Raw genomic sequence first — 21,853 nt, forward strand, 5'->3', positions numbered from 1 at the left:
AACCATACCGCCCGTCGAGCGCTCGTGTCAGCCTGCCACTGGACGGGCGGTGGCGCCGGTCGCTAGCCTGACGGCCAAGAAAAAGCGGAGGAAGTGCGATGGATCTGGCGCTCAGCAAAGAAGACGAAGACTTCCGCCGCGAAGTTCGCCGTTTCCTCGAGGAGAACCTGACCGAGGATCTGCGGGAGGCCGGGCGCAAGACGGCCGGTGTGTTTTCCGATTTTGCCGCCGGTATCCGGTGGCACAAGATCCTGGCCCGCCGTGGCTGGTCGGCGCCGAGCTGGCCGAAGGAGTATGGCGGCACGGGGTGGAGCGCGACCCAGCGCTACATCTTCAGCCGCGAATGCATCGCCGCCGACGCACCGCGCGTCTTCTCGATGGGTCTGCGCATGGTCGGCCCGGTGATCATGAAGTTCGGCACGCCGGAGCAGAAGGAAAAGTACCTGCCGCGCATCGTGTCCGGCGACATCACCTTCTGTCAGGGTTACTCCGAGCCGGGGTCGGGCTCCGACCTCGCCAGCCTCAGGACCCGCGCCGAGCGCGACGGCGACGACTACGTCATCAACGGCACCAAGATCTGGACCACGGGCGCCCATGTCGCCGACCACATGTTCTGCCTGGTGCGGACTTCCACGGAGGGCAAGCCGCAGGACGGCATCTCCTTCGTCCTGATCGATTCGATGGAGACGCCGGGCCTCACCGTCGCGCCGATCCTGACCCTGGCCGGTGACCACGAGGTCAACCAGGTCTTCTTCGATAATGTCCGCACGCCGGTCGCCAACCGCATCGGGCCGGAGAACGCGGGCTGGACGGTCGCCAAGTACCTGCTCGAGTTCGAGCGCGGCGGCGACGCCTACACGCCCAACCTCTACGCCCGTCTCGACGACGTGAAACGCATCGCCCGCGAGGAGGCGGCCGACGGGTCGGGCCGGCTGATGGCCGAACGCGGCTTCATCGAGCGGCTGGCCGAGGCCGAGATGGACATCCAGGCGCTGGAGATGATCGAGATGCAGGTTCTGTCCGACCTCAGCCGCGGCCGCAATCCCGGGGCCGTCTCTTCCTCGATGAAAATCAGGGGCAGCGAGACCCTGCAGAAGCTCGACCATCTCGGGGTCGAGGCGCTGGCCTGGTATGCCGCGCCGTTCGAGCCCGAGGCGCGCGAGCTCGGGCACAACGAACCGACCGTGACGCCCGACTGGGGCATCAGCGCCATGCCGCTCTATCTCAACAACCGGGCCTCGACGATCTATGCCGGCTCCAACGAGATCCAGCGCAACATCATCGCCAAGGCGGTGCTGGGCCTGTGAGCGACTGTCACAAAGCTCTTGTAAGCTCGCAATACACATCACATCTGTAGGGCTATGACAGATCCTTATTCCGTTCTGGGCGTGCCGAGGACTGCCTCCGAGGACGATATCCGGAAGGCGTTCCGCAAGCTCGCCAAGAAACACCACCCCGACCTCAATCCCGGCGACAAGGCGGCCGAAGCCAAGTTCAAGGAGATCGGCCAGGCCAACGACATTCTCTCCGATCCGGAGAAGCGCCGGCGCTTCGACGCGGGCGAGATCGACGGCACCGGCCAGGAAATGCCGCCGCGCGGCTTCTACCGCGACCAGGCCGGCGGCCGCGGCGGCAAGTACGAACATGCCGGCGGCCACGAATCCTTCGTCGACATGGGCGGCATCTTCTCCGAAATGTTCGGCCAGCGCCGGGGCGGTGGCGCCGGCTTCGGCGGCGACGGATTCGACATGGGCGGCATGCCCGTCACCTACAGTCTGCGCGTCCCGTTCCTGGTGGCGGCGCGCGGCGGCAAGCAGCGGGTCACGCTTCCCGACGGCAAGACGCTCGACATCGACGTGCCCGAGGGCACGACCGACGGCCAGACCCTGCGCCTCAAGGGCCAGGGCATGCCGGGGTCGCAGGGCCGTCCGGCCGGCGATGCCTATGTCGAGATCCACGTCGATCCGCACGCCTTCTTCCAGCCGCGCGACAACGACATCCACGTCGATCTGCCGGTGACGCTCACCGAGGCCACGCTCGGCGGCAAGGTGAAGGTGCCGACGGTGGGCGGCGCGGTGATGCTGAACGTGCCGGCCGGATCCAATACCGGCACGTCGCTGCGGCTCAAGGGCCGCGGCCTGCTCGACCGCAAGTCGGGCCAGCGCGGCGACCAGTATGTGAAGCTGAAGGTCGTCCTGCCCGAGACGCCGGACGCCAGGCTCAAGGAATTCCTCGAGGGCTGGGAAGCCGGTCGCGCCTACGATCCACGCAAGGAGATGGAGCAGTTCACATGACGACGTTGGACGAACTGCTGCGCCAGCACGGTCAACTGACGGAAGTCCATGTCGAGCGCTGGGTGTCGCGGGGACTGCTGCGGCCGGCCGGCAGCGGCGACAGCTGGCGCTTCGAGCAGATCGACGTGGCGCGTGCGCGCCTGCTGGGCGAACTGGTCGACGAGCTGGGTTTCGACGACGAGTCGGTGGAGACGGTGGTCGACCTGGTCGACCAGGTGCACACACTGCGTCGCCAGCTCGACCTGCTGGGCCATGCGCTGGCCGAGCAGCCAGCCGCGACGCGCGAGGCAATCGCGGCAGCACTCGACCGTCTGTCGCGGCGCTAGCGTCTTTCCGACGAAGACAGAATCATATCAGTCTTCCAAACCCCACCTCACCCGAGGGGCCTTCTCGGGATGAGATGGTGTCGGTGAACTCCAAGCGGAACGACCTTGGAGTCGTCGGCTCAAATTGACCCACTCACCTCATCCTGGGAGTCTGGCCGGAAATGAATTGAATCGATTCAAGCACTTACCTCATCCTGAGGAGCCGCGACTTGCGCGGCGTCTCGAAGGATGGGCAACAGGCGGGGTGCTCGGGCCCACCCTTCGAGACGCGCTCCTACGGAGCGCTCCTTGTATCAAGACACGGCCGCGCCGGCGTAGAGTTGCAGGTGCGGTCTCGGTGGAGAGCCCGCAGGCTCCTGGGGCCTCCAAGCCCGTCCCTGAGCTCGGCGCCTCCACCGTTGATTTTGTGATCCCGAACGGTCGCCTGGGCCGAACCGCGAGCCCGCATGCGCAAGGATGGGAGCCAAGATCCATGTTCGTAGGTATCGATGTGGCGAAAGAGCGCCTGGATGTTCATGTGCGCCCCGCCGGCGAGGCCTTCACCGTTGCCCGCGACGGAGAAGGCATCGAGGACCTGATTGGGCGGCTGAGTAAAATGGCACCTGCTCTGATCGTGCTCGAAGCAACCGGTGGCTTCGAGACGATCGTGGCGGCAGGCCTGGGCGCGGCGGGCCTGCCCGTGGCGGTCGTCAATCCACGGCAGATCCGAGACTTCGCCCGGGCCACCGCACGGCTGGCCAAGACCGATGCGCTGGATGCCGCTGTCATCGCCCACTTCGCCGAGGCGGTGAACCCACCGGCGCGACCGCTCGCTGACGAGCAGTCCAGACTGTTGGGCGAACTGATGGCCCGCCGCCGTCAGCTCGTCGAGATGATCGGGGCCGAGAGCAATCGCCGGCGCATGCTCACAGTTCGACGCACCCTCAAGAGCGTCGATCGCGTGCTTGCCACCTTGAAGGCCCAGCTCGAACAGATCGACGACGACATCGACACCGCCGTCCGGGGAACACCGACCTGGCGGGAAGCGGAGGACCTTCTGATCAGCGTTCCCGGCATCGGGCCCAGGATCGCCCGCACCCTGATCGCCGAACTGCCTGAACTGGGCCGTCTCGGCCGACGCGAGATTGCTTCCCTGACCGGCGTCGCCCCGTTCAATCGCGACAGCGGCACCTTGCGTGGCCGCCGTACCATCGCGGGAGGACGACCCGTCGTACGGGCTGCCCTCTACATGAGCATCCTCGTCTCCATCCGCCGCAAGCTGCCCTTGGCGCTGACCTATCATCGCCTGCGCGCCGCAGGAAAGCCGGCAAAGGTCGCCATCGTCGCTTGCATGCGCAAGCTCGTGACCATCCTCAACGCCATCCTCAGGGACAGAAAACAATGGGCAAACGCTTGACCAACACGACGGTCGCTCAGGGTGAGGTCATTGTTGGGGGGCTCGACTCGATTCATTCTCCCCCGGTACGACCCGAGCTCAGCGCGCGGCCCGGCCGAGGGCGCGCATCGATTCAAAATGGCCGGCCATGGTTGCGGGCTTGGCGGTCGCGACGCCGCCCACGATCGTGTCGCGCACCGGCCCGTAGCCCACGAATCCCAGGATGTTGCGCTTCAGGTTCTTCACCGCGTGCGCGCGGAAGTACCACCGGTACAGGATCTCCGGCATGCCCATCGTGACGACGATCCGGGCGCTGCGCCCGCCGAGATGCTTCTCCGGGAAGCCGTTGGGGCGATAGGCGAAAGCGAAGCCCGGCCGCAGCGCCTGCTCGAAGAAGCCCTTGAGCAGGGCCGGCATATCCCCCAGCCACAGCGGGAAGACGACCACGAGATGTTCGGCGCGGCGGATCGCGTCCTGCGCCGCCGCGATATCGGGCGGCGCGGTGCCGTTCTCGAATTCGCTCTGGGACCGCATCAGGTCGAACCGCAGCGCCCCGATGTCGAGCCTTTCGACCGTATGGCCGCCCGAGGCGGCTCCCTCGGCATAGGCGTCGGCGAGGGCGCCGCACAGGCCCTTGCGGGACGTGTCGGGATGGCCGTTCAGGATCAGGATTCGCTTCCCCATGCGCGTGACGCTCGCATGGGGACGCCATCCGGTCCTTGATGTGGATCAGGTACGATCGCTCATTCGGGCTCGACGCCGGCGCGCTTCACGGCGTCGCCCCAGGCGGTGCAACCGGTCTTCATGATCTCGGTCATCTCGGCCGGCGTCGTGCCGGTGGCGATCAGGCCCATGTCGAGGAGCTTCTCCTTGCCTTCGGGAGTCTGGACCAGCTTGCGGATCTCCGCGCTCAGCCGCTCGACGATCTCCTTGGGCGTGCCGGCCGGCGCCATCACGCCGTTCCAGCCGGTCAAGTTGATCTTGTAGCCGGCCTCCTCGAAGGTCGGCACGTCGGGCAGGCGCGGCCAGCGCTGGGCGGAGGTGACCGCGAGCGGCGTCAGCTTGCCGCCGGCGATCGCGCCGCCGCTGGCCGCGAGATCCTGGATGGTCATCGGGATGTGGCCGGCCACGACATCCTGTACGGCCGGACCGGCGCCCTTGTAGGGCACGTGCGTCATGTCGAGCTTCTCGGCCTGGTTCAGCATCTCGCCCCAGATGTGCGAGGAGGAGCCGTTGCCGAACGAGGCGAAGTTCACCTTGCCCTTGCGCTCGTTGGCCCAGGCGACGAAGTCCTTCACCGATTTGATGCCCAGCGAGGGCGGCACGACCATCGCGAGCGGCGCGAGGCCGTGCTGGGTCACCGGCATGAAGTCCTTGAAGCCGTCGTAGGGGATCTTCTTGTAGACGTAGGGGTTGATGCACATCATCGACGAATTCACGTAGACGAACGTGTAGCCGTCGCCCGGCAGGTTCTTGACGATTTCCATGCCGACCATGCCGTTGGCGCCAGGCTTGTTGTCGACGATCACCTGCTGGCCCAGCACGCCGGACAGCTTCTCGGCGAAGTAGCGCGACACGACATCGGTCTGGCCGCCTGGCGGATAGGGTGCGACCAGCTTGATGGGTTTGTTGGGCCATGCCGCCTGGGCAAAGGCCGACGAGGCAAGCAGGATCAGCGCGCCCGCGAGCGCGGCAGTAGTTTTCTTGGACATGCGTTTCTTCTCCCTTGGGCCTGGAGCCTAGCGGGGGCGAAACGTCCTGCCAATCGTCAGGCCGCGACGAGCGTCACCGGGATCTTGAGGTAACTCTGGCCATTGTCGTCCGGCGGCGGCAGGCGACCGGCCCGGATGTTCACCTGCACCGAGGGCAGGAGCAGCACCGGCGCCGCCAGTGTGGCGTCGCGCTTGCGGCGCATCGCGGCGAATTCGGCTTCGGCCACGCCGTCATGAACATGGACGTTGCGCGCCCGCTCGTCTGCGACCGTGGTCTCCCAGGCATACTGGTCGCGGCCGGGCGCCTTGTAGTCGTGGCACATGAACAGGCGCGTCTCCGGTGGCAGAGAGAGCAATCGCCGGATCGAGCGATAGAGCGTGGGCGCGTCACCGCCGGGGAAGTCGGCGCGGGCCGTGCCGTAGTCGGGCATGAAGATCGTATCGCCCACGAACACGGCATCGCCGATCCGGTAGGCCACGTCGGCCGGCGTGTGGCCGGGCAGGTGCATCACCTCGATACTGAGGTTGCCCAATGCCAGGACCTCGCCGTCCTTGACCAGCCGGTCGAATTCGCGACCGTCCTCGCTCACGTCGGCCGCGTTGAAGACCTTCTTGAAAATCTTCTGAACGTCGCGGATGTGCTCGCCGATGACGACCTTGGCGCCGGTGCGCGCCTTCAACAGCGGCGCGGCGGTCAGATGATCGGCATGGGCATGAGTCTCCAGGATCCAGTCGACCGAGGCCTGCCGTTCCGCCGCCTTGGCGAGGACGCGTTCCGCCGATTTGGTCGAAGCCTTGCCGGACCTGGGGTCGTAGTCGAGCACCGGGTCGATGATCGCGGCGCGGCGGGTCTCGGGATCGGTCACCAGATAGGTCACCGTGTAGGTCGCCTCGTCGAAGAAAGCGTCGATGAGGGGCTGGGTCATGAATTCCTCCGTCTCCTGATTGACAGATATATTAGCAATGCCTAAATTAGCAATATCTAAAATGAAGATGAAACAAACCATCGATCCAAAAGCGCTTCAGGCGAAAGCCGGAGAAGTGGCCGGCATCCTTTCGGCGCTCGCCAACGACCGCCGGCTGCTCATTCTCTGCAAGCTCGTGGAGGTGGGGGAGGCGACCGTCGGCACGCTCGCGGCCGAGGTCGGCCTGTCGCAGTCGGCGCTGTCCCAGCATCTCGCCCGCATGCGCGAGGAGGGGATCGTCGCCTTCCGGCGCGAGGCGCAGACCGTCTGGTACCGGATCGGCGACAAGCGGATAGAGACGCTGCTGTCGACGCTTCACAAACTCTATTGCGCGGACTGAACGGCCGCGCGGAAAGGCTCCATCATGTCCCTGCCTGTCATCGATGCCGCCAAGGCGCGGCAGCTCATCGCCGAAGGCGCCGTCCTGGTCGACGTGCGCGAGGCTGATGAGAGGGCGCGCGAGCACATTCCCGGCACGCAACATGCGCCGCTCTCCACGCTGCGCAGCGTGCAAGCACCGGGCGCGACGGCCGTCATCTTCCATTGCCGTTCCGGCGCCCGTACCGGCGCCAACGCCGCCCGCCTCGGTGCGGCGGCGGGATGCGAGGCCTATCTGCTCGAGGGCGGACTCGAGGCCTGGAAGCGCGCCGGCCTGCCGGTTTCGGCCGACCGGAGCCAGCCGATCGAGATCATGCGACAGGTCCAGATCGTGGCCGGCAGTCTGGTCGTCCTGGGTGTCATCCTTGGCCTCTGGATCGCGCCGCCGTTCTTCGCCGTCTCGGCCTTCGTCGGCGCCGGTCTCGTCTTCGCCGGCAGCACGGGCTGGTGCGGCATGGCCAAACTGCTGGCCCTGATGCCGTGGAATCGGGTGGCGCGGAAGGCGCTGGCCTGATGTTCGCCCCGGTCGCCGCGCTCGCCTCGGGTGGTGTGGTCGGCCTCGTCCTCGGACTCATCGGGGGCGGCGGCTCGATCCTCGCCGTGCCGCTGCTTCTCTACGCCGTCGGCTTGCCGTCGGCGCATGTCGCGATCGGCACCGCCGCCTTCGCCGTGGCCGTGAATGCCGCGGCGGGACTGGCGATGCATGCGCGCAAGGCGCCGATCCGCTGGCCCTGCGCCATCGTGTTCAGCCTCGCAGGCGTCGGCGGCGCCTTCGCCGGTGCCGCGCTCGGCAAGGCGATGGACGGGCAGAAGCTCGTCGCGCTGTTCGGCGTCCTGATGATCGTCGTCGGTCTGCTGATGCTGCGCCCTAAGGACGAGCGCGTCAGCCAGTCGGCCTGGCTGACGCGCGAGAACGCCCGGCAGCTCCTGCCGCGTCTCCTCGTGCTGGGCGCGGGCGTCGGCCTGCTATCGGGCTTCTTCGGCATCGGCGGCGGCTTCCTGATCGTGCCGGGCCTGATCCTCGCGGCCGACATGAAGCTCGAGGAGGCGGCCAGTGCCTCGCTCGTTGCGGTGACCGCCTTCGGCATCACGGCAGCCGGCAGCTATGCCTGGTCCGGACTGGTCGACTGGCACGTGGCGGCGTTGCTGATCGCGGGCGGCGTGGCCGGAGCGTTGTTCGGCACGAAGGCCAATGTTGTACTGGCGAGGCGCAAGGGCGCGCTCACGAAGCTCTTCGCCCTGTTCGTGATCGCGGCCGGTCTCTATGTCGGCGGCCGCGGCCTCTTCGACCTGCTGCAGGCCTGATCAACCCTTCTGCAGCGCCGCCCAGACCTTGGCGGCGGTCAGCGGCATGTCGATGTGACGGATGCCCAGCGGCCGCAGCGCGTCGAGCACGGCATTGGCCAGCGCCGCTGGCGCGCCGTTGGTCGGCAGCTCGCCGACCCCCTTGAAGCCCAGCATGTTGTTGGGCGAGGGCGTCGCGATCGTCTCGATCCCGAACGAGGGCACGTCGTCGGCGCGCGGCAGGGCATAGTCCATCAGGGTGCCGGTGAGGAGCTGGCCGCTCTCCTCGTCGTAGAGAGCTTCTTCCATCAGCGCGTTGCCGAGACCGTGCACGATGCCGCCATGCATCTGTCCGGCGAGCAGACGCGGGTTCACGACCTCGCCGCAATCGGCAACCGCCAGGAAGCGGTCGATGCGCGTCTCGCCGGTCTCGGGATCGACCTCGACCTCGCAGACCATGACGCCGGTCGGAAAGGAATCGATCCTGTCGGCGAACACGGCATCGCCGTCGAACGGCTTCCAGGCCGCCAGATCGAACAGGCCGACCCGTCGGTCGGTACCCACCACCTCGAAGGTGCCGTCGCGATAGGCGATGTCCGCGGGCGATGTCTCGAGCCGCTCGGCGGCGAGGTCGCGACCGCGCTCGATCAGCACGTCGGCCGCGCGCTTGAGCGTCGTGCCGCTGATGATGGTGGAGGAGGAGCCGCCCGTGCCGCCGCCATGCGGGATGCGGCGCGTGTCGCCCTGCTGGATCTCGATGCGCTCGACCGGGACGCCCAGCGCGGCGGACAGGATCTGGGCGAACACCGTCTCGTGGCCCTGGCCCTGGCTCTGCGTGCCGACCCGCGCGACCAGCCGGCCGGCCTCGGCATTCACCACGACATGCTCGTCGGCGATGCCGCCGGTGCCATGCAGGTGACAGGACAGGCCAAGACCGCGCCGCTTGCCCGCGGCTTCGCTGGCCGCGCGCCGGGCCGAGAAGCCCGCTTCGTCGGCCGCCGACAGCGCCGTCTCGAACAGCCTGGTGCAATCGGCGGCGTCGTAGGTGTAGCCGCTCGCCGCCGCGTAGGGCATCTCGTCGGCGCGCAGCAGGTTGAGACGCCGCAACTCGACCGGCGTGCGGCCGGTCTCGTGCGCGGCGAGATCGACCAGGCGCTCCAGCAGGAACAGCGCCTCGGGCTTGCCAGCGCCGCGGATGGCGTCGACCGGCACGGTGTTGCTGAAGACGCAGTCGAAGTCGATGCGGATCGCGGGAATGCGGTAGAGGCCGGAGATGACCTTGGCGAGGCCCGTCGTCGGGATGGTCGGGGCGAACATCGAGACATAGGCGCCGTAATTGGCCTCTGCCTTCACGCGCAGGCCGATGAAGCGGCCCTCGGCGTCGAGCGCGAGGTCGGCCGTGGCGACGAGGTCGCGGGCATGGCTGTCGGCCAGCGCGAGCTCGCTGCGCTCGCAGGTCCAGCGCAGGCCCCGCCCGAGCTTGCGCGTCGCCCAGGCGATCAGTGTCGATTCGGCATAGATCGGAAACTTCGGCCCGAAGCCGCCGCCGACATCCTCGGTGACGAGCCGCAGCTTTTCCTTCGGGACGTGGAGCACACGCTCGCACATCAGCCGGTGCGGGATCTGCACGCCCTGCGAGGAGAAGGTGACGATGACGAGGTCTTCGGCCGCGTCGTAGCGCGACCAGGCGGCCCGCGTCTCCATGTAGTGCACGATCTGGCGCGGCGAGCGGATCGAGAGCGTGGTGACATGCGCCGCGCGCGCAAACGCCGCCTCGGTTGCCGCACCGTCGCCCTTGCCCCAGCGGCACATCAGGTTGCCGGGCACGTCGTCGTGTACCAGCGGCGCATCGGGCGCCAGCGCCTGCGCCGCCGTCACGACCGCGGGCAGTTCCTCATAGTCGATCTGGAGAAGCTCGGCGGCATCGCGCGCCAGGTCGACCGTGCCGGCCACGATCATCGCCACGATATCGCCGACATGCCGCACCTTGCCGACCGGCATCGGCAGATGCTCAGGCTCGCGATGGCGATTCCCGGCCTCGTCCTTGATCTCGCTGATGGCCGGCAGGTGACCGACATTATCAGCCACGAGATCCTGCGCCGTATAGATCGCCTCTATGCCGGGCGCCGCGAGCGCGGCTGCCGTATCGATGCCGAGGAGACGGGCATGCGCGTGCGGCGAGCGCACGAAAAGCACGGCGAGTGCATCGGCAGGTGCCGTATTGTCGGCATAGCGCCCACGCCCGGTCAGGAACCGCTGGTCTTCACGACGCGTGATCGAATGACCGAGCTTCAGGGGGGCGTTCATCTTGCCTCGCCGGGCCGGGACGGGGCGGGGCGCCGGAAGAGCCTGTCTGCTGTAATCTTTGCCACCAAATGCACTCAGTCGTTGGTTAACGATCATCATACACCGGTTCGGGCGGCCAGCAGCGACGATGAAATCTCGGGTTTGGATCAAGTCTGCCTTGGCTGCGGCCTGGGGAGTGCTTTCCTTCGCTTCTCTCGGTCAGGCGCAGTCGCCGGCCGCCGCGACGACCCTTGAGCGCACGACGCTGGGCCGCGCCATCGAGTTGATCGACCAGCATCTCGACAAGGCGCAGCGCGAGACAAATGCGGATCTGAAGCGGCGGATGCAGGTCGAGGCCTATCTGGCGTTGCTGTTCCTGCCGTCCAACCATCGCCCGTACGAAGCCGCCGACAGGCTGAGGGTGATCGACGAGGCGCTGGCCGAGAAAGCCGCATTGGGCGATCGCGAAGTCATCGAAGTCGGATTGGGCGTGGCCCGGGCTCTGGCGGAGGGGCGCGACGACCTGCAGCGCATCTTCCTGCTCGACCGGCAGTATTCCGGTCTCTCGTCCGGCGAGGGCGTGAACAAGCAGTACTTCCTTCAGCTCATGCGCGCGAACGACGCCGACGCCATGACCTGGTTCTTCCAGTCGATGCAGCCCGGTGTCGGCGAAGCGGCGGGAATCGTCAATCGCAGCGTCGGCGTCGACTGGCTGTGCCAGCATGGCCACCAGGCCCTGGCACGGCAGGTGGCCACGCGCCTGACGGCGCCCGAACTCGACTCCGCGATGGGGCTGAGGCTGGCCGATCTCGGGGCCGCGACCGAGGCCGAGCAGCGCGCGGCCGGCAGCATGACCCAGACCACGCGCCGGGCGCCGGCAGGCCCGGAGATCCTGGCGCGCCTGGCCGTCGTGGCCAGCCGCCGCGGCGACAGTGGCGAAGTCGAGCGCCTCGTCCGCAAGGTCATCGAGGCGGTCGAACCGCGGCAATTGTCACCCGAGCGCCGCGTATCGGTCGACTATGGCGACTGCGACTGGACGCTCGATCGTGGCTTCGCGCGGCGCTGGCAGGCGCGCAGCGTCTACTGGCAGTCGGCCTTCAAGCTGACGGCGCAACCGGCCGCCGCGGCGGCGGGGCAGCCCTATCTCGTGGCGCTCGCGGAAGCGGTGGCGGGGGCCAGCGCCGGGTCCCGGTCGGTCGAGCTGATCGAACAGTTGATCGCCATCTTCGACAAGAGCGCGCGCGAGAACGGCGTCGACCTGACGAACGCCGCGATCCTTGCGGCCGATGCGCAGACCGATGTCGCGCGTCGCAACAATGCTCCGACGCTGGCCTGGTACGGGGCGCGGCAATCGCTGGTGCTCGCGCGCATGGCCGCAGGCGGGCCGATCGACGATGCGGCCGCCACTGCACTCGGCCTCGACTGGGCCGTATCCTTCCTGGCGACCTATCCGCGGTCCGCGCTCGCCCGAAGGCTCGCCGACATCGCCGGGCCCGAACGCCAGACTCTGGATCGCATCAATCCCAAACTGCGGTCGCAACTCCAGCTCATCGCGCTGGTGCTCGAAGGCAATGCCGTCGATGCCCGGGCGCTCATGGAATCGGAACCGGCCGCGATCGAGCTCGATGGCGGTCTCATCGTCCACATCATCGAGGCGCAGCAGAATGCCGGGCTGACGGCCCGGGCCGCTGCGGCACTCGATGCCTATCTCCACGTCTTTCCCGGCAAGGACCTTCCGGCGCTCCGGCTGCTGCTGCTGCAGGGGCAGGTCGACAAGGCGAAGGCGATGCTGCGCGACTTCGTGGCCGGCAGCGCCGGCGCCTTCGGCGTCTCCGACATCTTCGTGGGCGTCATGCTGTTGCGCGAACAGGGCGACCGGACGGACGTCCCGACGCTCGTGGGCCTGCGCCAGGGTACCGATGCCCAGGAAGCCAGTCGCCGCCTGGTCGAGGTGGCCGATGCGCTCGCCTGGGATGGCGCTGCGGCAGAGATCGAGGCCACGGCCCGCCAACTTCCGCGCGAGCTCGCGCAGCTGCCCGCCAAGGACGCCACCTGCCTGCGCGACACGTTGCAGGGATTGCAGGCCGTCGCCCTGGCGCGGCGCGGCGAGCTGGAGGCCGGCCTCCGCCTGATCGAGGGTCGCAGTCTCGACCAGCGCCAGTTCTGCTGGGTCGGCAAGGGCTACGACAGCAAGCCGATCTTCGACCTTCGCTTCCTGGTCCAGGAATGGGTCCGCCGCGGCCACGCGGTGCCGTAGTCAAGGGTTGGTCGGCGGGCGTTGCTGGCCATCCAAGGTTGCGATAGCGTCGCCCTCATAGCGTCCGGCGGGTGTCACTTGAAGCGCACGATCCATACCATTCAGCTTCGCCCGACGAGGATGGGACCATGGATTTGGGCGCGATGGGTCATCGTCGTCGCGGCACTGGCCGTGGCACTCGGGACGTCGTCAGACGGCGACGCGCAATCGAACGGGAGCCGCACCTCGCTGCGGCGCGCGACGGAATTGGTCGACACCTACATTGCGCGCGCGGGACGAGAGAAAGACCCGGCCCTGCGGCAACGGATGCTGATCGAGGGGTACACGGCCCTGCTGTCCCTTCCGATAGAGCGCGACTTGCGGGACACGGCGAAGCGACTGCTCGAGATCTCCGACGGGCTGGGCCACTTCGGCAAGGACCGCGGGCTTCTGGACGAATGGCAATGGGAAGCGGTGAGGCTCTTCGAGCGGTATCTCGAGCCTGAGCGTGTCTACCGACTCCTGCATATCCTCATTGATGATGCTCACTATTTCGAGAAGGCAAGACGAGACTACGAATTCCAACGCCTGGTCGATGCCGATGCCCGCGAGGCCTTGATCGATTTCCTGTCGCGCGATGAGGACGGGAAGAGTGTCGGTCGCATCAAGGATCTCTGCCGGGAGAACAGGTACGATCTGGCAGGATTTGCCGCGTTGAAATGGACCGATCCGACGTGGGCCGACTCTAGAGCGGATATTCTGGGGCAGCTCGGGCTGACCCGGCAGGCCGAGACCGTGGCGCGGGAGAGTTTAGCGGCTGACGGTCGAAAGAAGAGGGCCGGCATCGAAATGCTGACCAGGCTCGCCGCGACGGAGAGCCGCCGCGGCGATACGGCAAGCGTGCAGCGCCTGGCTCGTGCCGTGCTCGACGATCCGGACTCACGGTTTGTGGCCAAGTCGCTCGGACTTAATGTGAGTCGAGGGCCCTGCGACTCGAAGCTGTGGAACGAATGGCCGGAGTGGCGGCGGCGGAGTGTCGGGGTGGCGTCGTCGAGCGGACTGCGGGGTGAACCAGGGCCCGTCCGTGAAATATCTGTCGGTGCACACCTGGGGGAAGCGATTGCGGGGGCAGGAAACGCCCCAGGCTCACTCGAACTGATCGATCGGCTGATCGCCCTTCAGGACCGCGACAACGCGGAGAATGCCGTTGATCCGGTCAACCTGGCGCTCCTGGGGCGAAAGCCGGAGGGCATGGCCGACGAAGAATTCCAGAAACTGCTGGGGCGGTACTTCGGGCATCGCCATGTGTATCAGGCCTCCAGAAAATCGTTGATGCTGTCGCGCTTCGCCGTCGGGGGCGCGCTGGACGGATTGTCGGCGACGATTCTTACTGCCAACGCGGCGGAGCAAACTCTCTGGGACTATCCACATAGCCCAATCGCGCAGCGTATATTGTCGCTGTCCGATCTGGAGAAGGAACGGATCCGGCGCGCTTCGCCGAACCTTGAGCCGACGCTCCGTTTCAACGCGCTGGTATGGGAAGGGCGGGGACGTGAAGCGCGATCCTTGTCGGCCGAGCATCCGGGCGTGCACCTGCAGTTCCACGGTGATCGGGCGCTGCTGCGGCTGGTGGGGGTGCTGCTGAACGCGGAGATGAAACAACAGGCTGCGGCGATGCTCGACGCCTATCTCGAGGTCGAGCCGGGGCCAGACACCATTGCGGTCCACTTTCTGTTGATGCAGGGGCGTATCGACCGGACCAAGGCCATGCTGCGCGACTTCCTTTCGGAGGGAAGGGAAGTCTTCGTGAGTGTCATGTTGCTGCGCGAACTCGAACCGACCCTCGATGTTTCCAAACTCGAGATTTCCCCTCGGTTTGGCGAAGCCTGGGAAAAAATCGAGAACTGGCTGTCGGTCATGGACGCTTTGGCGTGGACCGGCTCGAGCGACGAGATCGACCTCTGGCGGCGAAATCCACCCGCCGCGCTCGCATCGCTGGATGAAGGTCAGCGAGCGTGTGTCCAGGATACGGCAACGGGCCTTGAAGCGGTGGCGCTGGCGCGGCGCGGCGACCTGGAGGCTGGATTGAAACTGGTCGTCGACCGCGACCTCAAGCAGAGAGGTTATTGTCTGGCGGGCCGCGAAGTAGGTGGCGCGTGGCGCTTCGACTATGCCGACAGGCCCTTTTTCGATCTGCGCTACCTGGTCCAGGAATGGGTCCGCCGCGGCCACGCAGTGCCGTAGTGCGGTGACAATACTCGAGGGAGCGCGCAACTCCAGTTGCGCTCATCTCTTCGAACGCGGGCAGGTATGAGCGCCACGGGAGTGGCGCGCTCCAACGAGAATCTTTTTCCTCTTAAGCCGCCAGTGCGTCGCTGATCACCTTGAGGGCGCTGTCGATGTCGGCCTTGTTGACGTCGAGATGGGTGACGGCGCGGATGCGGTTGCCGGCGGCGGTGCCCATGCCGACGCCGCGCTCCTTGCAGGCCTCGACCAGCCGGGCCGGCGTCCAGCCGGGCTTGGTGACCTCGAAGAAGACCAGGTTGGTTTCCATACGCGGCACGTCGATCTTCAGGCCCTTGATGTTGGCGATGCCCTCCGAGAGATGGCGGGCATTGTCGTGGTCCTCGGCGAGGCGGTCCCAGTTGTGTTCGAGGGCATAGAGCGCGGCAGCGGCGATGATGCCGGACTGGCGCATCGAGCCGCCCAGCATCTGCTTCTGGCGCCACGCCTCGTGGATGAATTCCTTCGAGCCCGCCAGGCTGGCGCCGACCGGCGCGCCCAGGCCCTTGGTGTAGTCGAGCCACAGCGAGTCGACGCAGGCGGCGTAGTCGCTGGCCTTCGTTCCCGATTTGACGACCGCGTTGCAGAGGCGCGCGCCGTCCATGTGCAGGCTGAGGCCGGCCTCGCGCGCGACCTTGGTCACGCCCTGCATGGTGGCGAGCGGCCACACGGTGCCGCAGCCGCCGTTCGAGGTGTTCTCGATCGACACGAGACGCGAGCGCGGCGCGTTGCGGCTGTTGGGATCGCGGATGGCTTCCTTGACCTGCTCGCCGGTGAAGACTCCCTGGGGGCCGTCGAGCATGCGGATCATGACGCCGGCATTGGCGGCGGTGCCGCCCGTTTCCGCATTGATGATGTGGGCGGTGCGGTCGGCGATCACCTCGTCGCCCAGCCGGCAATGGACGCGGATGGCAATTTGGTTGCCCATCGTGCCGCTCGGCAGGAACACCGCGTCTTCCTTGCCGAGGAGTTCGCACACGCGGTCGCGCAGGCGGTTGACGGTGGGGTCTTCCATCTTCTGCTCGTCGCCGACCTCGGCGTCGGCCATCGCCTTCCGCATGCCGGGGGAGGGCTTGGTCTTGGTGTCGCTGTAAAGGTCGATGAAACGGTTTTGCATGGCGTGTTCTGATCTCCTGCGCCACCATAACGGCAATCGCCAGAAGGAGGAAACATGAGCCAATTTGCGGCCGCACCCACAGCTTCGGTCATGCCGGAGGAGCTGCTCTACGCCGTCGACGGCGCGATCGCTTCGATCACGCTCAACGCGCCGCAGCGCATGAACACGATCTCCGGCCCGATGCTGAAGCAGCTCACCGATGCGCTGGTGAAGGCGAACGAGGACCGCGCCGTGCGCGTGGTGATCCTGACGGGCACGGGCCGCGCGTTCTGCGCTGGGCTGAACCTCGAGGCGCAGAACAAGGGCACCGACAATCTGAGCGTCGGCTCGGGCGCCACGCCGACCAACATCGACCTGCGCAACACGCCGCCGCCGGTCCTGCATGCGATGGACAAGCCGGTGATCTGCGCCCTCAACGGGTCTGCGGCCGGTTACGGCCTCGACCTGGCGCTGGGCGCCGACATCAGGGTGATGGCGCAGTCGGCCAAGCTCGCCGCCTCCTATGCCAAGCGCGGCGTGCTGCCCGAGTCCGGCGGCACCTGGTACCTGCCGCGCATGCTGGGATGGGCAAAGGCGGCCGAGCTGATCTTCACCGGCCGGACCCTGACCGCCGCGCAATCGCTGGAGATCGGCCTGGTGAACAAGGTCGTGCCGGACGCCGATGTCATGGGGGCTGCCCGCGAGCTGGCGCTGGAGATCGCCGCCAATGCACCGCTCGCCATCCAGGCGGCGAAGCGAATGATGCGCATGGCGTGGAACGAACCGTTCAACGAGCATGTCCATCACGTCTTCCTGCAGCTCCTGCCGCTGATGCAGACCGACGACATGAAGGAGGGCATCAAGGCGTTCCTGGAGAAGCGCGAGCCGCACTTCGCCGGCCGCTAGCGCTGCACGGGGACTGAAACCGTGGCGCCCTCAAAAGGGCGATTTTTCCGACCAGTTTGGCTAAACTAGACGTTCGGAAAACGCCCCCGATTGGAGCCAGAGAGAATGACCAGGATCCTTGCCGCAACGACCGTGGCCCTCATGCTCGCCGCCGGGGCGGCGCAGGCGGAGCCGGTCGCCTACACCTGGACCGGCTACGGCACGAACGTCCCGGGCAGCGGCAAATGCCCGACCTACAAGATGGTCATCGACCTCACGGTCGACGGTGACATCGTGAAGGGGCGGTTCCAGCAGGACGGTCGGCCGGAGCGCACGTTCGAGACGACTCTTGGCAAGAACGGCGCCATCAAGACCGCGGCCATGGTCGGCGGTGGCGGCCTGATGGACGTCATCGGCCAGATCAAGGACGGCGATTCCAAGATCAAGCTCGACGGCTATTGCGTCTTCGAAGGCAAGCTGACGAAGAAGTAACCGTCAGCCCATCACGATGGCCACGCGGCCGGTGACGCTGCGCTCGAGGAGCGCGCGCATCGCCTGCGGGGCGTCGGGAAGGGCGAAGGTCCGGTCGACATGCGGCCGGCAAAGCCCCTGTTCGCACCAGCCGTGAATTCGCTCCGCCAGCGCGAAGGTGCGCGGCGCCTCCTTGAAGCGTGCATCGTGCGGGCTCCAGCCGACATAGTAGCCGTAGTTGAAGCCCATGACGGCCAGGGTCTTCACCAGCAGGATGTTGGCCGGCACTTGCGGGATCGTGCCGCTGGCGAAGCCGATGGGACAGATGCGGCCGCCCACGGCCATGCAGCGCAGCGATTGCGTGAAGACGTCGCCGCCCACCGGATCGTAGACCCGGTCGACGCCACGTCCGCCGGTGATCTTCAGAACCTCTTCGCGGAAGTCGGTCGCGTTGTAGTCGATCACGTGGTCGGCGCCATGGGCCTTGGCGAACGCCGTCTTGCGCGGGCCGCCCGCGGTGGCGATCACCGTCGCGCCCAGGATCTTGCCGATCTCGACCGCGGCCATGCCGACGCCGCCCGCCGCCGCGTGGACCAGCAGCGTGTGGCCGCGTTGCACGTCGAGCGCCTCGGGCCAGGTCAGGGCGCCGGCCGACGTCGGATAGGAGATGGCGAGCTGGATCGCCTCGACGAAGCCCACGGTGCTGGGCTTCGGAAAGACGTTGACCTCATGGGCCACGACTTCCTCGGCAAGCCCGCCCCAGTCGAGCACGGCCACGACCTCGTCGCCCACCTTGACCCGTGTGCAGGCGGGGTCGACTTCCGTGACCACACCCGACGCCTCGGTGCCGGGCGCGAAGGGGAAGGGCGGCCGCCGCTGGTACTTGCCCGCGATGACCAGAGTCGTGGCGAAGCTGACGCCGGCCGCGCGAATCCGGATGCGCACCTGACCGGCCTTCAGCGGTGCCGATTCGACCTCTTCCAGTCGCAAATCCTCAGGCCCGCCCCACTGGCGGCAGATCATCGCCCGCATGTCTCTCCTCGGTTCAGCTCGCCCGGCGGGACCTTACGATCTGCGGTCGTCGATCGCAAAAGACCGTCTGCGCCTCACCGCTCTTGAAATGGCAAGGCGACCGGTCATATCGAAAGACATGGCACAAAAGACCAACGTCCGGGAACGGCTGCTGACCTCGGCGCTCGAGGCCCTGCACAAGCACGGCTTCAATGCCACCGGTGTTCAGGACATCACCGATGCCGCCAAGGTTCCCAAGGGATCTTTCTACAATCACTTCGAGAGCAAGGACGCGATCGGTATCGAGGTGGTCGAGCGCTACGTCGCCAAGGGCGCCGAGCGGCGGCAGGCCTTGGTCGGGGGAGCGGGCGCACCGCTCGCCCGGCTGAAAGCCTATTTCAGGTCCCTCAACCAGCTCGGACCGGCGACCGGATTCAGCCGGGGATGCCTGCTCGGCAATTTCAGCGCCGAGCTTTCGAGCCAGAGTCCCGGCATCCGGGGCGCCGTCGCCGGCGCAATGACCGAGTGGACCAAGGACATTGCGCAGGTCGTGGCGGAGGCCCAGCAGGCGGGCGATGTCAGCCGGGATGTCCCTGCCGCCACGCTGGCGGCGTTCCTGCTCAACGCCTGGGAAGGCGCGGTCCTGCGGTCGCGGGTCGACAAGAGCGCAGCGCCGCTCGACGCCTTCATGTCGGTCGCCTTCAACAAAATTCTGATCTGACGCAGGAAAACTCTCTCGAAGAACCATCTCGTCGCCTCCATATCAAGACGACCGGTCATCTTGACCCATCGGAGACGTATCGTGCAGATCAAGGACTCAGTTGCCCTCGTGACCGGCGCCAATCGCGGCCTGGGGCTCGCCTTCACCCAGGCGCTTCTCGCCGGCGGCGCCCGCAAGGTCTATGCGGCCGCCCGCGATCCCGCCTCGGTCAAGCAGCCGGGCGTCGAGCCGGTCCGGCTCGATGTGACGAATGCGGGAGAGGTGGCCGCCGCGGCGCGCGATCTCGGCGACGTCACCCTCGTGATCAACAATGCCGGCATCATACGCGGCTCGGGTTTTCTCGGGGAGACGGGTGTCGAGGCGGTGCGCGCCGAACTCGAGACCAACTTCTTCGGGCCGGTGCTCGTCAGTCGCGCCTTCGCACCGATCCTGGGCCGCAATGGCGGCGGCGCGATCGTGAACGTGCTGTCGGCGCTGAGCTGGGTCGCGTTCCCGTCTTCCTCGACCTACTCTGCCTCCAAGGCGGCGGCCTGGGCGTTCAGCAACGGGTTGCGCAACGAGCTGCGCGGGCAGGGCACGCAGGTTCTCGCCCTGCATGTCGGCTACATGGACACCGACATGGTGCGCGAGGTCGCGGCGCCGAAGTCGAAGCCCGAGGATGTGGCGCGGCAGGTGCTCGAGGCTCTCGAGGCCGGCAAATCCGAGATCCTGGCCGACGAGGTCAGCCGTCGCATCAAGCAGAACCTGTCGGCCGAGCCCGGCGTCTACCTCCTGCCGCCCGCGGGCTGAGCCCACGGCCCGAAGGGCGGCATGTCCCTGGAGGGCTTGAGGGGAAAGGCGGGCGCCCGCTTCTCGAAGAACGACTTGATGCCTTCCTGCGCATCGGCGCCGGCCGCGAGATGGCCGACGCATTGCAGGTCGAGCGTCACGGCGTCGAGCGGATCCTGCGCGCCCCACATGCTCCACATCAGCCGCCGGTTGACCGCCGCCGCCACGGCAGAGGAGGTCGAGGCGGCGAACTTCGCGGCCAGCGCCTGCGCCGCCGGCAGCAATTCCTCCGGCGCATGGACGGACCGGACGAGGCCGCCCTTCAGCGCCTCGTCCGCGCCGAACAGCTCGGCGGTCATGACCCATTCCTGCGCCTGCTGCATGCCCACCAGGCGCGGCAGGAACCAGCAGCTCCCGGCCTCCATGGCCATGCCGCGCTTGTTGAAGACGAAGCCGATGCGCGCGGTGCTCGACATCATGCGGATGTCCATCGGCAGGCACATGGTGATGCCGACCCCGACGGCGGCGCCGTTGATCGCCGCCACGATGGGCTTGAGGCAGTTGAAGATCGCGAGCGTGATCGAGTCGCCGGCCTCGCGCTTCTCGGGTTTGCTGCCGTCGTTCCACACCTGGAAGGCGGCGGTGCCGCCGGAGATGTCCGCGCCGGCGCAGAAGGCGCGGCCGGCGCCGGTGACGACGATGGCGCGCACCTCGTCCATCGCGTTCACGCGCTGGAAGAAGTCGATCAGCTCGCGGCTCATCGTGGTCGAGAAGGCGTTGAGCTTGTCGGGCCGGTTGAGCGTCACGGTCATCACGCCGCCGTTCAGCTCGGTCAGCAGGGTCTCGTAGGCCATGGTCAGACTCCCTCCCGGGTTGGTTCCGCCCAGCAAGACGGAATGTCGTTGCGCGACTCATTGGTTTGGGAAACATTCGCCGCAACACCCGCCAACCGCAATCCCGGAGGAAGTCTATGTCCCACCTGATCAAGACCGTCGAAGACGGCGTCATGAAGATCGTGCTCAACCGTCCCGAGGCCATGAACGCGCTGAGCCGCGACATGATGCAGGCGCTTTCCGACTCGCTCGAGGAAGCGGCGGGCAATCGCGCCATCGGCTGCGTCGTGGTGCGCGGCGCGGGCGACAAGGCCTTTTGTGCCGGCGGCGACGTGAAGTCGATGGCGGCGGGCCGCGACCAGGACAAGACCTACGAGGACAAGGTCCACGACATCCGCGAGCGCATGAAGGTCTCCGAGCTGCTGCACGAGATGGGCAAGCCGACGATCGCCATGGTGAACGGCGTCGCGGCCGGCGCCGGCCTGTCGCTGGCGCTCGCCGCCGACATGCGCTTCGCCGGCAAGAGCGCGCGCATGACGACCGCCTTCGCCAAGGTGGGCTTCTCGGGCGATTTCGGCTCGCACTATTTCCTGCACAAGCTGGTCGGCACGTCGAAGGCGCGCGAGCTCTACTTCACGGCCGAGATCCTGAACGCCGAGCAGATCGAGAAGCTCGGCCTCGCCACCCGCATCGTCGACGATGCCAATCTCGATGCCGAGACGATGGCCTTCGCCAAGAAGCTGGCCGCCGGCCCGCGCGTTGCCTGGTGGCACGCCAAGAAGAACATGAAGGTCGCGGAAGAGGGCACCCTTTCCGAGGCGCTCGACAGCGAGGCCGCGCGCATGATCCGCACCGGCGAGACGGAAGATCACAAGGAAGCCGCCCGCGCCTTCGTCGAGAAGCGCGCCCCGAACTTCAAGGGCCTCTAG

At 67.1% G+C, this 21,853-nt stretch carries 21 protein-coding genes; 14 read left to right on the forward strand and 7 right to left on the reverse strand.

From position 1 onward, the window contains the following. The first annotated feature begins 98 nt into the window (after positions 1-98). From ACP15H_RS02665 to ACP15H_RS02680, 4 genes are all read left to right on the forward strand, one after another. Positions 99-1,307 (forward strand): acyl-CoA dehydrogenase family protein, encoded by a 1,209-nt coding sequence (locus ACP15H_RS02665; protein WP_425064678.1) that lies wholly within the window; start codon positions 99-101, stop codon positions 1,305-1,307. A 54-nt stretch (positions 1,308-1,361) separates the two neighbouring features. Continuing rightward, positions 1,362-2,294: a DnaJ C-terminal domain-containing protein gene (locus ACP15H_RS02670; RefSeq protein WP_425064679.1), complete on the forward strand. Its 933-nt coding sequence runs from the start codon at positions 1,362-1,364 to the stop codon at positions 2,292-2,294. Then, the gene (locus tag ACP15H_RS02675; protein WP_425064680.1) at positions 2,291-2,620 is read left to right on the forward strand and encodes a chaperone modulator CbpM; all 330 of its coding nucleotides are present in this window, start codon (positions 2,291-2,293) and stop codon (positions 2,618-2,620) included. Before ACP15H_RS02670 ends, ACP15H_RS02675 begins: the two co-directional genes overlap by 4 nt. A 472-nt stretch (positions 2,621-3,092) precedes the next feature. Then, complete coding sequence (locus tag ACP15H_RS02680; protein WP_425064637.1) at positions 3,093-4,016, forward strand: IS110 family transposase; 924 nt, start codon at positions 3,093-3,095, stop codon at positions 4,014-4,016. A 78-nt stretch (positions 4,017-4,094) separates the two neighbouring features. Here the strand turns inward: ACP15H_RS02680 and ACP15H_RS02685 are convergent, their stop codons facing one another. The 3 genes from ACP15H_RS02685 to ACP15H_RS02695 are packed head-to-tail and all read right to left on the reverse strand — an operon-like array spanning position 4,095 to position 6,633. Continuing rightward, complete coding sequence (locus ACP15H_RS02685) at positions 4,095-4,679, reverse strand: NAD(P)H-dependent oxidoreductase (RefSeq protein WP_425064681.1); 585 nt, start codon at positions 4,677-4,679, stop codon at positions 4,095-4,097. Positions 4,680-4,738: 59 nt separating this feature from the next. After that, positions 4,739-5,707 (reverse strand): Bug family tripartite tricarboxylate transporter substrate binding protein, encoded by a 969-nt coding sequence (locus ACP15H_RS02690; RefSeq protein ID WP_425064682.1) that lies wholly within the window; start codon positions 5,705-5,707, stop codon positions 4,739-4,741. A gap of 56 nt (positions 5,708-5,763) precedes the next feature. After that, positions 5,764-6,633, reverse strand: coding sequence for an MBL fold metallo-hydrolase (locus ACP15H_RS02695; protein WP_425064683.1), 870 nt, complete (start codon positions 6,631-6,633; stop codon positions 5,764-5,766). Between the two features lie 61 nt (positions 6,634-6,694). Between ACP15H_RS02695 and ACP15H_RS02700 the strand changes: the two genes are divergently transcribed. Genes ACP15H_RS02700 through ACP15H_RS02710 form a run of 3 tightly spaced genes read left to right on the forward strand, consistent with a single transcriptional unit; the run spans position 6,695 to position 8,355 of the window. Then, positions 6,695-7,012, forward strand: a complete 318-nt coding sequence (locus ACP15H_RS02700) for an ArsR/SmtB family transcription factor (RefSeq protein WP_425064684.1) — start codon at positions 6,695-6,697, stop codon at positions 7,010-7,012. 24 nt (positions 7,013-7,036) lie between these two features. Then, positions 7,037-7,564: a rhodanese family protein gene (locus ACP15H_RS02705; RefSeq protein WP_425064685.1), complete on the forward strand. Its 528-nt coding sequence runs from the start codon at positions 7,037-7,039 to the stop codon at positions 7,562-7,564. Beyond that, complete coding sequence (locus tag ACP15H_RS02710; RefSeq protein WP_425064686.1) at positions 7,564-8,355, forward strand: sulfite exporter TauE/SafE family protein; 792 nt, start codon at positions 7,564-7,566, stop codon at positions 8,353-8,355. Before ACP15H_RS02705 ends, ACP15H_RS02710 begins: the two co-directional genes overlap by 1 nt. Here the strand turns inward: ACP15H_RS02710 and ACP15H_RS02715 are convergent, their stop codons facing one another. Further along, on the reverse strand, positions 8,356-10,641 hold the full coding sequence (locus tag ACP15H_RS02715) for a xanthine dehydrogenase family protein molybdopterin-binding subunit (protein WP_425064687.1): 2,286 nt from the start codon (positions 10,639-10,641) through the stop codon (positions 8,356-8,358). It abuts the gene before it with no gap. A 127-nt stretch (positions 10,642-10,768) separates the two neighbouring features. Here ACP15H_RS02715 and ACP15H_RS02720 point away from each other — a divergent pair, with 127 nt between their 5' ends. Next, a complete protein-coding gene (locus ACP15H_RS02720) occupies positions 10,769-12,877 on the forward strand; it encodes a hypothetical protein (protein WP_425064688.1) in 2,109 nt (702 codons plus the stop codon). Between the two features lie 78 nt (positions 12,878-12,955). Further along, positions 12,956-15,100: a hypothetical protein gene (locus tag ACP15H_RS02725; protein ID WP_425064689.1), complete on the forward strand. Its 2,145-nt coding sequence runs from the start codon at positions 12,956-12,958 to the stop codon at positions 15,098-15,100. Between the two features lie 112 nt (positions 15,101-15,212). Here ACP15H_RS02725 and ACP15H_RS02730 read toward each other — a convergent pair whose 3' ends face one another. After that, complete coding sequence (locus ACP15H_RS02730) at positions 15,213-16,256, reverse strand: threonine aldolase family protein (RefSeq protein ID WP_425064690.1); 1,044 nt, start codon at positions 16,254-16,256, stop codon at positions 15,213-15,215. 54 nt (positions 16,257-16,310) lie between these two features. Between ACP15H_RS02730 and ACP15H_RS02735 the strand changes: the two genes are divergently transcribed. Both ACP15H_RS02735 and ACP15H_RS02740 read left to right on the forward strand, forming a co-directional pair. Next, entirely contained in the window at positions 16,311-17,141 is an 831-nt protein-coding gene (locus ACP15H_RS02735; protein WP_425064691.1) for an enoyl-CoA hydratase/isomerase family protein, read from the forward strand. Between the two features lie 105 nt (positions 17,142-17,246). Beyond that, positions 17,247-17,612 carry a hypothetical protein gene (locus tag ACP15H_RS02740; RefSeq protein ID WP_425064692.1) on the forward strand — a complete coding sequence of 122 codons (366 nt, stop codon included), beginning with the start codon at positions 17,247-17,249 and terminating at the stop codon, positions 17,610-17,612. Between the two features lie 3 nt (positions 17,613-17,615). Here the strand turns inward: ACP15H_RS02740 and ACP15H_RS02745 are convergent, their stop codons facing one another. Beyond that, positions 17,616-18,623 carry an NADPH:quinone oxidoreductase family protein gene (locus tag ACP15H_RS02745; protein WP_425064693.1) on the reverse strand — a complete coding sequence of 336 codons (1,008 nt, stop codon included), beginning with the start codon at positions 18,621-18,623 and terminating at the stop codon, positions 17,616-17,618. Positions 18,624-18,741: 118 nt separating this feature from the next. On the opposite strand from ACP15H_RS02745, the gene ACP15H_RS02750 reads away from it, so the two are divergent. Together ACP15H_RS02750 and ACP15H_RS02755 are read left to right on the forward strand one after the other, a co-directional pair. Continuing rightward, positions 18,742-19,323: a TetR family transcriptional regulator C-terminal domain-containing protein gene (locus ACP15H_RS02750; protein WP_425064694.1), complete on the forward strand. Its 582-nt coding sequence runs from the start codon at positions 18,742-18,744 to the stop codon at positions 19,321-19,323. Positions 19,324-19,404: 81 nt separating this feature from the next. Then, on the forward strand, positions 19,405-20,112 hold the full coding sequence (locus ACP15H_RS02755; protein ID WP_425064695.1) for an SDR family oxidoreductase: 708 nt from the start codon (positions 19,405-19,407) through the stop codon (positions 20,110-20,112). On the opposite strand, the gene ACP15H_RS02760 is transcribed toward ACP15H_RS02755, so the two are convergent. Further along, positions 20,088-20,945 (reverse strand): enoyl-CoA hydratase-related protein, encoded by an 858-nt coding sequence (locus tag ACP15H_RS02760; protein WP_425064696.1) that lies wholly within the window; start codon positions 20,943-20,945, stop codon positions 20,088-20,090. The two genes, ACP15H_RS02755 and ACP15H_RS02760, sit on opposite strands and share 25 nt — an antisense overlap. A 116-nt stretch (positions 20,946-21,061) precedes the next feature. On the opposite strand from ACP15H_RS02760, the gene ACP15H_RS02765 reads away from it, so the two are divergent. Then, positions 21,062-21,853: an enoyl-CoA hydratase gene (locus ACP15H_RS02765; protein WP_425064697.1), complete on the forward strand. Its 792-nt coding sequence runs from the start codon at positions 21,062-21,064 to the stop codon at positions 21,851-21,853.

Origin of the sequence: Reyranella sp. (assembly GCF_965249915.1) — a bacterium.
In the GTDB taxonomy this organism is placed as follows: domain Bacteria; phylum Pseudomonadota; class Alphaproteobacteria; order Reyranellales; family Reyranellaceae; genus Reyranella.

What these genes read in the sequence shown, in the direction of transcription:
- ACP15H_RS02665 (WP_425064678.1), top strand. Translation starts at nt 99, where the DNA reads ATGGATCTGGCGCTCAGCAAAGAAGACGAAGACTTCCGCCGCGAAGTT.
- ACP15H_RS02670 (WP_425064679.1), top strand. Translation starts at nt 1,362, where the DNA reads ATGACAGATCCTTATTCCGTTCTGGGCGTGCCGAGGACTGCCTCCGAG.
- ACP15H_RS02675 (WP_425064680.1), top strand. Translation starts at nt 2,291, where the DNA reads ATGACGACGTTGGACGAACTGCTGCGCCAGCACGGTCAACTGACGGAA.
- ACP15H_RS02680 (WP_425064637.1), top strand. Translation starts at nt 3,093, where the DNA reads ATGTTCGTAGGTATCGATGTGGCGAAAGAGCGCCTGGATGTTCATGTG.
- ACP15H_RS02685 (WP_425064681.1), bottom strand. Translation starts at nt 4,679, where the DNA reads ATGGGGAAGCGAATCCTGATCCTGAACGGCCATCCCGACACGTCCCGC.
- ACP15H_RS02690 (WP_425064682.1), bottom strand. Translation starts at nt 5,707, where the DNA reads ATGTCCAAGAAAACTACTGCCGCGCTCGCGGGCGCGCTGATCCTGCTT.
- ACP15H_RS02695 (WP_425064683.1), bottom strand. Translation starts at nt 6,633, where the DNA reads ATGACCCAGCCCCTCATCGACGCTTTCTTCGACGAGGCGACCTACACG.
- ACP15H_RS02700 (WP_425064684.1), top strand. Translation starts at nt 6,695, where the DNA reads ATGAAGATGAAACAAACCATCGATCCAAAAGCGCTTCAGGCGAAAGCC.
- ACP15H_RS02705 (WP_425064685.1), top strand. Translation starts at nt 7,037, where the DNA reads ATGTCCCTGCCTGTCATCGATGCCGCCAAGGCGCGGCAGCTCATCGCC.
- ACP15H_RS02710 (WP_425064686.1), top strand. Translation starts at nt 7,564, where the DNA reads ATGTTCGCCCCGGTCGCCGCGCTCGCCTCGGGTGGTGTGGTCGGCCTC.
- ACP15H_RS02715 (WP_425064687.1), bottom strand. Translation starts at nt 10,641, where the DNA reads ATGAACGCCCCCCTGAAGCTCGGTCATTCGATCACGCGTCGTGAAGAC.
- ACP15H_RS02720 (WP_425064688.1), top strand. Translation starts at nt 10,769, where the DNA reads ATGAAATCTCGGGTTTGGATCAAGTCTGCCTTGGCTGCGGCCTGGGGA.
- ACP15H_RS02730 (WP_425064690.1), bottom strand. Translation starts at nt 16,256, where the DNA reads ATGCAAAACCGTTTCATCGACCTTTACAGCGACACCAAGACCAAGCCC.
- ACP15H_RS02735 (WP_425064691.1), top strand. Translation starts at nt 16,311, where the DNA reads ATGAGCCAATTTGCGGCCGCACCCACAGCTTCGGTCATGCCGGAGGAG.
- ACP15H_RS02740 (WP_425064692.1), top strand. Translation starts at nt 17,247, where the DNA reads ATGACCAGGATCCTTGCCGCAACGACCGTGGCCCTCATGCTCGCCGCC.
- ACP15H_RS02745 (WP_425064693.1), bottom strand. Translation starts at nt 18,623, where the DNA reads ATGCGGGCGATGATCTGCCGCCAGTGGGGCGGGCCTGAGGATTTGCGA.
- ACP15H_RS02750 (WP_425064694.1), top strand. Translation starts at nt 18,742, where the DNA reads ATGGCACAAAAGACCAACGTCCGGGAACGGCTGCTGACCTCGGCGCTC.
- ACP15H_RS02760 (WP_425064696.1), bottom strand. Translation starts at nt 20,945, where the DNA reads ATGGCCTACGAGACCCTGCTGACCGAGCTGAACGGCGGCGTGATGACC.
- ACP15H_RS02765 (WP_425064697.1), top strand. Translation starts at nt 21,062, where the DNA reads ATGTCCCACCTGATCAAGACCGTCGAAGACGGCGTCATGAAGATCGTG.